Below are 11,229 nucleotides of genomic sequence, written 5' to 3'. Positions count from 1 at the left end.
AGCAAATGACTGTTAATCATTGGGTCACAGGTTCGAGTCCTGTTCGGGGAGCCAGCGGTCGGCGAAAAGATTCCTGCTATGTCACGTCACCTCTGCACTCATTCCGCATGTCCACGGATGAGGTGCAGCAATGCGCGTTTCAGCAACGTTTTGTTCCAAAGGCGGCGTCGGGAAAACCACCACGACAGCTAACCTCGGCGGTAGCCTGGTAGGCGCCGGTCTACGAGTCCTCCTCATCGGTCTGGATTCCCAGCCAACCCTCTCTTCCTTCTACGATCTGTCCCAGCCCGCTCCTGGCGGGGTACACGAGCTACCGGCGACAGAGTTGGTCGGTCTTGATCAGATCATTTCTCGTACCGCTTTTTCCAACCTCGACATCACTGCTTCCAACGACTATCGGAATCAGCTGCAGCAACTACTGCTGAACGCGCCAATGGTCGTTTCCGGTTGATCGATCTCCTCGATCGCTTTGTCGATCGCTACGATGCCATTCTTAATGGGGGACTGTTGGACGGTGGCTAGTCGGCGGTCAAGAGCCTGAAGGCCCTGAGGTGAAAGCGATGCTGACCAGCCTTCCGTTGCTGGCGCTTCTGGCGCCCATGCCTTTGCTTGCGAATACCGTGGTCGCGGGGGCGCAGGTCCCCCCACGCTGAAGACGCTGGTGATCAACGGCAACTCGGCCACACTCGACTCGGTTCGTCCCGTAGAGATCGAAGGTCCGCTGTACGAGTGGGGCTGGCTAATGGCGAGACCCTCGACAGCGATGCTCAGTGGGCGATGGATGATCGTCGGCACGCTTCACGACAACGCCACCAATGGCCTTACCGATGTCACCGACCAGCACGGACGACAGGACCGTTTGGCACAGCAGAAGGCATTGCCTTCAGACAGCACCATGAACTTCCCAGCCCAGGGCGAGGAGGCGGGTCAGATCACCGTGTTCACGACACGACTTGTCCCTATTGCCAGAAGCTGCATCAGGATATCGATCAACTGACGGCGGCCGACGTCGTCTTGCGCTACGTGCCCGCAGAGCAGTTGATCCAGGCAGTCAGCAGTACTCGCTGATAGCTCGCGACCGGTGCTAGGGAAATGCTCTTATAATGCCGCTTTTAAATTGATCGCCATGTTTACGAACCCCGCTAAAACTAAGAGTTCAGTGGTCGCCATGGTTACTAGTCCTATTAGAATATATCCCGGATTGTTTCTGAGTTCTCGGTAAAAACTCATGAACCAGCTCGGTGTTTTCGGGCCCTTCGCCTCAAAGTGCGGCTTCAAGGTTTCAGGTGTCGGGTTCGGAATAGTTTGCTTTATAAATCTGAAGTTATTGATAAGCATTCCGATTAGGGCGAGAATTAAGGTTAATAGGGCGGGGATGGCAATGATGTATTTAGGGATCTGGGTTAGCGCCAACAGACTCATGGCCATGAGAATGGAAGTGCTCAGGAAATTGTTTAAGAATGGGAGTAGGCCGTCGGAAAAACCGTCGACTGAGATGATCTGGCGTTTGAATTTTGGCATGTAAGGTTCTCGCAGATTCGTTAGATGATCTAGCCAAAGGGCTAAGGTATCTTTGTCGCGAAAAAACCTATCAGATGCGTTTAACGTTCTCTACTGCCCGCCCGGCATGAACGCGGTACACCTGATGGCTGATACCGCCGTGGAGATCCATCCATATTCTGCGCCTGCCGGCCGCAACCACGCGCCGCGCTGCCGTCTCTCCGCCCGCTCGTCTGGAGCCATGCCTCCGCTGCCTCCTTCCAACCTTTGACACCACCACGCTGCGCACTGTCCATGAAGATGCTATGATGCTTTTGTGAAGTATATAGGATGCAAAAACCTTGAGGAGTGCGCCATGGCTACCGAAGCCCTTCGTCAGCCGATCGAACCGAGCAACTACCGTGCGCCGGACAGCTTCGATCGTTTCGTCCAGGATTTGAGGGCGGCGGCGCGGCCGGGTGGGCATCCCATCATCAACCCTCGCCTGTTTGCCAGTGCCCTCAGCATGGACATCCAGGTGCTTGCCAGCCGCGCTCACGTCCACCGAACTACCATCAACCGCGCGGAGGGTGCCGAAAAACTGCAGAGCTTTCTGCGCGATGCCATCCGGGTGCTGGCCGCGGCGACGGATATCAACGGGAGCTTTCACGATGCCCTGTTCTGGTTTCGCAACGAGCCCATCAGCACGTTCGACTACCAGACCGCCGAGCAGTTGGTCAGCGATGGCCGCAGCGAGGACCTGCTGCGTTATATCCGAGCCCTGCAGGCGGGTGTCGTAGGGTGATCGAGCTTCTACATTTCGCCGCGGCTGCCTATCGCGTCCATGATCCCAAGTGGGCGTTCATGCCGACGAGTGGTGCGGGGGCGGGGGAGCATGGCGGACGCCTGAATAGGGTCGGGGTGCCAGCTCTCTACCTTTCTCTCGATGAAGCGACCGCTATGGCGGAATACAGGCAGCTATCCGCGCTCATGCCGCCGGGCTTGATCGTCAGCTACGAGGTTGATCTTGTCCCAGTGATCGATTTCCGAGCCGGATATAGCGGTGCTTGGGATCCGCTGTGGCAGGAGCTCTACTGTGACTGGCGACGGATGTGGTTCCACGAGCGCGTTGAACCACCTTCCTGGCTCCTAGGCGATATGGCTCTTGAAACCGGTGCCCAAGGCATCCTCTTCCCCTCACTGGCGAGGCCCGGGGGCATCAACTTGGTGCTTTTCACGGATGCCCTCACCAGCCAGGACAGCTTGAGCGTGTTTGATCCGCACGGACAACTACCCCGTGATCCCAGCTCTTGGGTATAGGGCTCTTCGGCGTTCTCTAATATCTCACTTCATTTTAGAACCCTTGTAGGCTATCGTTTTGAACAACGCTTTTATCCTGAATGGCGGCGGATATATTAATCCGCATGTTCGTATCTAAAGTGGCAACGGCCCCTCGATTCAACCCACCGCACCAGTTGAAAGACGGGCTACGACCTGACGGAGCCCGATCTCCTCGCCGGCAGGCGGCAGAGCCTCAATACAGCCTCGCTTTCAGAAGTGGCTTCAGTAGATAGTTCATGACGCTGCGCTCACCGGTTTGGATGTCCACCTGGGCGATCATGCCGGGAATGATCGGCAGCGTTTCCTGATCGTGCCTCAGGGAACTGGTATCGGTGCGGATATAGACCTTGTAATAGGACTCCGTCCCGCGCGGGGTCTCTTCCTCGATGGTATCGGCACTGATCTGTTCGACCGTGCCGTCGAGATCGCCATAGATCGTGTAGTCGTAGGCCGTGATCTTCACACTGGTGAACATGCCCGGTGCCAGGAAAGCGACATCACTAGGTTTGATCTTCGCCTCGATCAGCAACTGGTCCTCCAGCGGGATCACTTCCATGATCGTTTCCCCTGGCGGCACCACGCCGCCCTGGGTGGTGTAGTTGATGGCATTGACGCGACCATGCACGGGTGACCGGATCTCGGTGCGCTGATACTGGTCGCGCTTCTGCACCAGGACCTGTTCGAGCGAAGAGAGCTCGCCCTTCTTGTCGGTCAGTTCGGTATAGGCATCCTGGACATAAGTGTTCTGAATCTCCGCGCGTTTACCACGCAGGGAGGCGATGTCCTGCTGCAGTTGCAGCGCTTCCATGCGGCTGACGGCCTGGCGCGCCACGAGGGGTTGGACCAGATCCAGGCGGCGCTGCGCCATCTGGATCTCGTGGTCCAGCGAGCTGGTGGCCTCGCGGAGTTTCTCGCGACGGGCATGGAACAGTTCGCGTTCGGACCGCGCCAACGAACTATCCGGGGATATCGTTGGCGGAAACTCGATGCTTGTTTCCTCGAGGACTTCCGTTTGAAGTCGCGCAATGGCGGCCTGGAGCGCGATGACCTGGCTCTCGGTCTCCTGGTAGGCGCTCTTGAAGCGGGTCCCGCTGAGCCTCACCAGCAGTTGCCCCTTGTCGACGATGTCCCCCTCCCGCACGGGCAGATCCTCGATGATACCGCCCTCCAGGCTCTGGATGGATTGGATACGGCTAGCCGGGATCACGCGTCCCTCGCCGTGGGTGACCACGGCGATGTGGGCCCAGGCCGACCATCCGATGAAGCAGGCGAGGGCCAGCAGAACCGCCCAGAGCACCGGCCGTGCCATGGGGTGGCGCAGCGTGAAGCGGGGGTCGCCCAGTTGGCGGTACAGGTCGTGATCACTGTAGGTTGAAGCCATCAGCGGTTTTCCCGTTTGGTGTCGACGCGGTTGCCGTTGACGATCTGGTCCACATTGCCTTGCATCGCCAGCTTGCCCTCGCGCAGCACGATCGCGCGATCGGTCAGCTCGAGCAGCGGTTTCTTGTGCGTCGAGACGATCAACGTGCGTCTAGCCATCCACTGTTTGAGGAAAGCCACCGCGCGCTTTTCGTTGGTCTGGTCGAAGGCGGCGGTGGGTTCGTCCAGCAAGACGATGCGTGGATCCTGCAGTATCAGTCGCGCCAGCCCGATTGCCTGACGCTGCCCCCCGGAGACGCTGCCACCGGAGATGATGGGCAACTCCAGTCCCAGCGGGTGCTTGCGGACGAAACGGCCGAGCCCGACGCCGTCCAGCGCCTGGAAAATCTCGTCGTCGCTGTATCCCGCGCCATCGAGCGAGAGGTTGTCGCGTAACGTGCCGTAGAACAGCGCGATGTCCTGCGGCAGGTAACCGATCGCCTGGCGCCGATCGGCCGGGTCGATCTGGGCGATGTTGACATCGTCGAGCTGGATACTGCCCTGGGTTGGCTCGACGAAGCCGGACAGCAGGCGGAGCAGGGTGGATTTCCCCGCGCCGTTGCCGCCCAGCAGGGCGATCTTGGCCCCGGCTTCGATGGTGAGCTCGGGAATCTGCAGTGCCGGAGGCGCGTTCTCGTCATGGCGCAGGACGATCTCTTCCAGGCGATAGTTGCCTTCGATGTGAGTCTTGCGCACCTTCTGGCCGGTGCCGCTCTCGTTCGGTGCCGCCATCATCTCATCGAGCCCCTCGACCGCTGCCTTGACGTGCTGCCAGCGCGCCAGCAGCCCAGTCGTGTGGGCCATGGGCGCAATGGCCCGGGACCCCAGAATGGAGCAGGCAATCAGCGCGCCGATGGTCATGTCGCCGGCGCTGATGCGGTAGACACCGATGATCACGATGCCCACGTAGCCCAGTTGCTGGAGCAGCGAGGCCGAGTGCGCCAGCATGCTGGTGGTGGAGCGCAGCCGGATGGAGGTGCTGGAGAGCTGGGCGGATAGCGACTCCCACAGGGCCAGATTGCGTCCTTCCGCCCGTGTCGACTTGACCGTCTCCAACTGGTCGAGCGATTCCAGCAGCACGCCGTTCTTGACCGCGCCCTCGCGCAGGTTCTCCCTCGCCAGCTTGGCCAAGTGGCGCTGCAGCAGGAGCCCCGGCACGATCATGCCGGCGATGGCTGCCACGGGAGCCCAGGCCACCGGCCCGCCGATCCAGGCAATCACCAGTACGAACACGGCCACGAACGGAATGTCGCTGATGGCGCCGGCGGTGGCCGAGGTGAAGAATTCACGCACCGCCTCGAACTCGCGCACCTGGCTGGTGAAGGCGCCGGTCGAGGCCGGTTTGGCCGCCAGGCGCAGGCGAATCGCCTGCTCGAACAGTTTCGAGGAGAGTTCGAGGTCAAGTCGCTTGCCGATGACCTCCAGCAGATGCGCGCGCAACCCCTTGAGCAGAAACTCCATGCAGACGGCAAGCGCGACCCCGCTGGCCAATACCCAGAGCGTGTCGAACGCCGCATTGGGAACGACACGATCGTAGACTTGCATCGCGAACAGGGCGGTGGAGATCGCCAGCAGATTGGCCGCCAGCGAGGCGACGCCGACCTCGGCGTAAGCCGGCCAGGCGGCGCGCAAGGGGCCCTTCAGCCAGTGCGTCGGCGCCGTCTCGGCGAAGGTCCCGGCGCGCCCATCCGAGCGATGTCGGGGCCGGGCAAAAATGATGGCGCCGGTATGGCGACGAGCCAGTTCCTGTCGCGACATCGTCTCCGCGCCCCCGCCGGTCTCGGGCAGGGACACCGTGGCCCCTTCCTGGGAGAGCGACTCGAGGAGCAGCGTCTCCCCGTCATCGAGTATCAGCAGGGCGGGCAGCAGCCGCGGGGTGAGGGTGTCCAGGGAGCGGGAGACCACTCTCGCGCTGACATCGGCCCGACGTAGCGCCCGGGCCGCCTCCCGCAAGGGGAGCCGTCCACTCACCAGCGGCAGGCCATCGCCGAGTTCCGCAACCGACGTCGGTCGTCCAATTCGCTCGCACAGCAGCACCATCCCTTCACGCAGGGGGTCGCCATAATCCTGGATTGCTTCAGTGGCGGGTGCGTTCATGGCATTTGCCCATCCATGCGGCCGTTGACCAGGGGGCTGATGAGCCCAAGCTGTGATGCCGCCCGGTACTGGATTCTCTTCTGCTGGCTCTGCAGGTCGATGAGTTGCCGGCGGGCGTTGTACGCCTCCTGGCGAATGGTCAGCAGATCGTTGATGTCGCGCCGTCCGACCGAGAACTGGTCGGCATAGAGCTGACCGACCGACTCGGCCTCTTCGACCTGGTCGGTCAGGGCTTTTTCCCGTTGACGGTAGACGCCGGCGTTCTCGATCAGCGTCAGCACGCTTCGTCGAATTTCCCGGCGCTGCTCGTCGACCCGGTAGCGTGCGGCTTCCAGCCGTTGCCTGGCCGCTTCGGGGCGTTGAAAGTTTGCCAGGCCCTGGAGCGTGTCCATCCGCAGGCGAAAGCCGATGACCGAATCGTTCTGCAGGTCGCCGCCGATCTGGCGGCGCTGGAGTGATCCCTCGAGGTTGAGCTGTGGCTTGAGCGCTGCGCGGGCCTCCTCGAGTTCCGCCGCTGCCTGTTCGGCCGATGCCAGTTCCTGGCGGTAGAGGGGGGCATTGACGATCCACTCATCCAGGGGAGCGGTCTCGAGGCGATCCGTGAAGCTGAAGGGATCGGGCGTTTCCAATTGCCCGGGCATCGGCGTCACGCCCACGAGCACCCGGAACTGTCGGCGGGCATCGCTCAGCTCTCCTCGAGCCGTGGCCAACTCATCCCGGGCTTGAGCGAGGTCCAGGGCGACCCGGCCTCGTTCGGTGTTGTCCGTGTAGCCGTCGCGCCCCCGATCCTCGGTCAGGCGCAACAGGTCGTCGAGATCCTCGACGTAGCCGCGGGACAGCGCGACGCGCTGCCCTGTCGCCAGGACGTCGAGGTAGGTTTCGGCAATATCGAGGGCGGCCTCTTCCTCGGCGACCCCGACCGTCCGGCGCGCTTCCCGTTCGGCCGCATCCGCGTTCTCGACCTGGCTTCGCACGCGTCCCCAGTCGTAGAGCATCTGTCTTGCCGAGGCGTCGTAGCCCCATTCGCTGAAAGGGAACTCTTCCGGACCGACCGATAGGTCCACCTCCGGGTAGTAGCCCCATTCCGCGATATCGACTTCGGTCCCGGCGCTTTCCGCCTCGGACAGGGCGGCGCGCACCGAGGGGTTTATCGCCAGGCCCCGACGAATCGTGGCTGCCAACGACATTGCCGTGGGATCCGCCGAGGTCGTGGTGGCGACCACGCTACCGTCCGGTGGAGAGTCAGGGGAGGAGTTCCAAGGTTGTTCCGGGAGTTTCGTGTCGGGCATCGTCGGCTTGTCAAACGCCGTTTCGCGCCACCAGTCATGCGCATTGCCGGCGGCGAGAGACGGAGAGAGACAGGCCGCCATGGCGAGTAAGTGCATCGGGAGTTTCCAATCGAGCTGTCGTGGGAGTTTGATACCCGCGTTCCTTCTGCCTACGTCCAATGTCACGGGGCGGCACCTGGCCGCCCCGGTTCCACAGTGTCGCGATCAGGTCTCCACGGTGACCGTGTCCTGCTCGACCTGGATCGTGGCGTCGCCGAAGGTGTACTGGTCGTAGGCCACGCCATCCACCGAGGTCGACTCGACGAAGGAAGCTCCTTGAATGTTCAGCGTATCGTTCTCGTCTCCCGTGATCTGCAGTTCATCGTTCTCGTCCGTCATGTCGAGCACACTGGACTCATCGAGGGTGACGACGCTCTGGCCGTCGTCCGTTCCCAGGTCCAGGCGTTCGATATTGGTGATCGGGCCGATGTCGTTATTGGTCATGTCGAGGTTGATGCCGCCATCCATCAGCAGCGTATCGATGCCATCGCCACCATCGATGGAGACGAAGTCCGTGCCCGACGCGATGATGAGATCGTCGCCCGCGCCCGCCTGGAAGACATCCTGTCCATTCCCGTCGATGAGGATATCGTCACCGTTCCCGCCGATGAGCGTATCGTCACCGCTGCCGCCGCGAAGCAGGTCGCTACCGTCGCCGCCCTGCAGCGTGTCGTCTCCGGCATGGCCGTACAGGCGTTGCCCGTCATCGCTGGTGGCGGTCAACTCATCGTTGCCGGTACCGCCTTCGAGGATGTAGTCGTTGCCGCCAAACAGGCGACTCAGCACATCGAGGTTTGCCAGAGACGCGACGGCGTCAGAGTTCGAGGCCCCGTCGCTGTCGGTGGCGGTAATGGTGAAGTTGGCCAGCGCCGAGACGTTGAGCGAGTCTCCCAGGAAGTCGAGAACGGCATCGAGAAACCCGTCGCTCCCGCCGCTGGCCGGACCCACGGATACGGTGGCGAGAAACTCGTTGATGTCGAAGTTGTCCAGGGTGCCGCCATCCTCGGCGGTGATGGTGATGACGGACTGAGGCAGCACCACCGAGCCGCCGCTGTTGTCGACCGTGACGGAAAGCCCCAGCTCCTTGGCCAGCGCTTCCGAGTAGTTGAAGGTCGTCTCCCCGGTGAGGTTGAGGTCCACGAGTGACGCATACTCGATCTGGACGCGACTCAAGTTGCCATTGGCATCCGCTGCGGTGAACGCCTGCTGGGTGAGATCCACGATACCCAGGGCGTCGACCCCGATGAGTCCCAGCAGGTCGTTGTCCGCGGCCTGTACCTGTGGCGCCGCATTGTCCGGTGTCACGTCCGTCGCATCATCGCCGTGGTCGAAGACGATGTTGCTGCTGTCGGTATCGCCATCACCGTCGGTGATCACGATATCGAAGTCGGTGTTGCCCTCGGGCAGGTCCTCGGTGGGGATCGTCTCCTGGTCGACGATCAGGTTGCCATTGGCGAGCAGGTCCTCGATGACGGCCTTGTCGGAATCGAGGTCGCCGATCAGGTCGGCGTCGGTGAACGTGATCTGCTGATCCACCGCGCTTTCATCGAAGCCCTCGGCGAAGGCGCCCTCCGTGCTGATGTAGAGCACCGTTGCGCCACCGACCAGGGCGAAGTGCAGATAGCTCGTCAGGTTCCCCGCATTATTGCCCCGGGCGCGACCGTCCGGTATCAGGCTGTGCAGGTCGATGACATCGCCGCCGCCACGCACCGGCTGCACGGAGAAATCGGTGATCGTGTCCCTGGCCGGCTCTCCCACCGTGCCTTCGTCACCGGCTTCCCACAGGAAGGTGTCGACGCCGCTGCCCCCTGTCAGCGTATCGTCACCCTGACCGCCGGAGAGGGTGTCGTCCCCCGAGCCACCGTCGATGGAGTCGTTGCCTTCACCGCCACGCAGGGTGTCGTTGCCTTGTCCGCCATTGAGCGTGTCGTTGCCGCCGTAGCCATAGATACGCTCGTCGAGCGGGTCGTCTCCGGTACCCGACAGGGTTTCGCCCTCGTCGCTACCTTCGATGAGATAGTCCGGCGCGTTGGACTGCAGTAGATCGAGACCGACCAGGCTCGTCGAGGACGTTTCGGACGTGTTGCCCGCGGCATCGGTGGCCTCGATGGCCAGGGTCGGCACGAGATTGAGGTTGAGCGCGAAACTCGTGTAGAGAGAGCCCAGGAACTCGTTCAACTGCTGGTTATCGATCGTGCCGCCATCCGCGGCGGTGATGTTGACCGAGGTCTGCAGGCCGACGACGGGAGTGAAGTCGGTGTATTGCACTTCGAGACCGAAGGCTTCCGCCATGGCTTCCGAGCCACGGAAGCCTCCTCCCAGGCCGGCCGAGACCGTCGTCAGGGAGATATTGACCTCGGTGATGTCGTTATCGGGATCGGTGGCCACGAAGGCTTGATCCTGACCGAAGTTGGCGATGCCCAGCGCACCCACGTCGACCAGGCCCAGCAGGCTGTCGTCTCCACCGATGCCGACGATGGGATCGGCGTTGTCGGCGGACGCGGCAGACGCATATTCGTACTCGCCACTGGCGAGATCGACGTTCAACGTCTCTCCATTGCCGGTATCGACACTCAGCGTCAGCTGCTCGGCGTCGAAGGTATAGCTGATGTCCCCGGCATCTCCGCTAGCCGTGATGGGCTCCTCCGCGTCCGGATCGTAGGTCAGGGTATAGCCGTCCAGCGTAATGCTCTGGACCTGGCCTCCGTCGGCACCGAAGGACTCGGTGACATTGCCACTGACGGTATCACCCGGAGCGACGGCGAAAGTCTGGTCGCCCGAGGCCTGGGGGACGCCATCCTGCAGGTTGAAGGTCAGCGTGCCATCGCCAGTGTTGCCCGCCTGATCGGTTGCGGTGACGGCAAAGCCGAGGTCGAGCACATCGGCTCCGCTGTCGGGATGGTCCAGGTGCTGGCTGAGTTCCAAGCTGTACTGGCCGCTGCTCGCGACGGTCAGCGTGGCTACCGTGGCGTCATTGGCCGTGCCTACCAGGGTGTAGGTGCCATCCTCGAAGCTGCCGCTCCATTCGACCGGGGTTCCTCCCGAAGTCAGATCTTCCGGCGCCGTGACCGAGAGGGCTTCCAGCCCGCTGCCGGCCCCCTCGATGTCCAACGTCCCGGAGACCGTGGTCTCCGCTGTGCCGGACAGCACGCTCTCATCGATCTCGGCGGGTGAGGCCTCCTCGATCACCGGTGCCGTGGCATCGACGACGACGGCGCCCAGGCTGCCGTTGAGGCTACTGTTGCCGTCGGCGTCGCTCTGTCGCGCGACGACGTCGCCGTCGGCATAGCTGCCCTCGGGGAGTTCGAAGCTCTCTCCCTCTCCGGTATTCCAGGTATCGCCACCGTCAAGGGAGTACTCCCAGGTGGCTCCCTCCTCGAGGCCGCTCACGTCGACGGCGCCATCGCTGGTCACACCGTCGGCAGCGTCGTCACCGGTGTCGTTGGCGAGCGCGAGATCCGGTGTCGCTGGTACGGTCGGGGCGTCGGCATCGATGGTGGTGGAGGCCGGCTCGCACGCGTTGCCGGCCGGGTCGGTCGCGACGGCGGTGCCTTCCGAGCCGTCG

The 11,229-nt window shown here is 62.5% G+C and carries 8 protein-coding genes and 1 pseudogene; 4 read left to right on the top strand and 5 right to left on the bottom strand.

The annotated features are described in order from the left end of the window. The first annotated feature begins 130 nt into the window (after window positions 1-130). Together AC3AYF_RS12655 and AC3AYF_RS12650 are read left to right on the top strand one after the other, a co-directional pair. Window positions 131-451, top strand: coding sequence for a ParA family protein (locus AC3AYF_RS12655; protein ID WP_295038643.1), 321 nt, complete (start codon window positions 131-133; stop codon window positions 449-451). Between the two features lie 210 nt (window positions 452-661). Further along, a complete protein-coding gene (locus AC3AYF_RS12650; RefSeq protein WP_295038641.1) occupies window positions 662-997 on the top strand; it encodes a thioredoxin domain-containing protein in 336 nt (111 codons plus the stop codon). Window positions 998-1,098: 101 nt separating this feature from the next. Here the strand turns inward: AC3AYF_RS12650 and AC3AYF_RS12645 are convergent, their stop codons facing one another. Continuing rightward, complete coding sequence (locus AC3AYF_RS12645; protein WP_295038639.1) at window positions 1,099-1,521, bottom strand: hypothetical protein; 423 nt, start codon at window positions 1,519-1,521, stop codon at window positions 1,099-1,101. Between the two features lie 334 nt (window positions 1,522-1,855). On the opposite strand from AC3AYF_RS12645, the gene AC3AYF_RS12640 reads away from it, so the two are divergent. Together AC3AYF_RS12640 and AC3AYF_RS12635 are read left to right on the top strand one after the other, a co-directional pair. Further along, entirely contained in the window at window positions 1,856-2,284 is a 429-nt protein-coding gene (locus AC3AYF_RS12640) for a DUF2384 domain-containing protein (RefSeq protein WP_295038638.1), read from the top strand. Next, a complete protein-coding gene (locus AC3AYF_RS12635; RefSeq protein ID WP_295038635.1) occupies window positions 2,281-2,799 on the top strand; it encodes an RES family NAD+ phosphorylase in 519 nt (172 codons plus the stop codon). The genes AC3AYF_RS12640 and AC3AYF_RS12635 overlap by 4 nt, the downstream gene beginning before the upstream one ends. Window positions 2,800-3,013: 214 nt before the next feature. Here the strand turns inward: AC3AYF_RS12635 and AC3AYF_RS12630 are convergent, their stop codons facing one another. The 4 genes and pseudogenes from AC3AYF_RS12630 to AC3AYF_RS12615 form a co-directional block, all read right to left on the bottom strand. Next, window positions 3,014-4,201 (bottom strand): HlyD family type I secretion periplasmic adaptor subunit, encoded by a 1,188-nt coding sequence (locus tag AC3AYF_RS12630; RefSeq protein ID WP_295038633.1) that lies wholly within the window; start codon window positions 4,199-4,201, stop codon window positions 3,014-3,016. Further along, entirely contained in the window at window positions 4,201-6,336 is a 2,136-nt protein-coding gene (locus tag AC3AYF_RS12625; protein WP_295038632.1) for a type I secretion system permease/ATPase, read from the bottom strand. The genes AC3AYF_RS12630 and AC3AYF_RS12625 overlap by 1 nt, the downstream gene beginning before the upstream one ends. Continuing rightward, window positions 6,333-7,721, bottom strand: coding sequence for a TolC family protein (locus AC3AYF_RS12620; protein ID WP_295038630.1), 1,389 nt, complete (start codon window positions 7,719-7,721; stop codon window positions 6,333-6,335). The genes AC3AYF_RS12625 and AC3AYF_RS12620 overlap by 4 nt, the downstream gene beginning before the upstream one ends. A gap of 108 nt (window positions 7,722-7,829) precedes the next feature. After that, window positions 7,830-11,229: pseudogene (locus tag AC3AYF_RS12615) on the bottom strand (hypothetical protein); the annotation flags it as partial.

The organism is Salinicola sp., from assembly GCF_982684285.1.
This window is presented reverse-complemented; position numbering and strand designations above follow the sequence as displayed.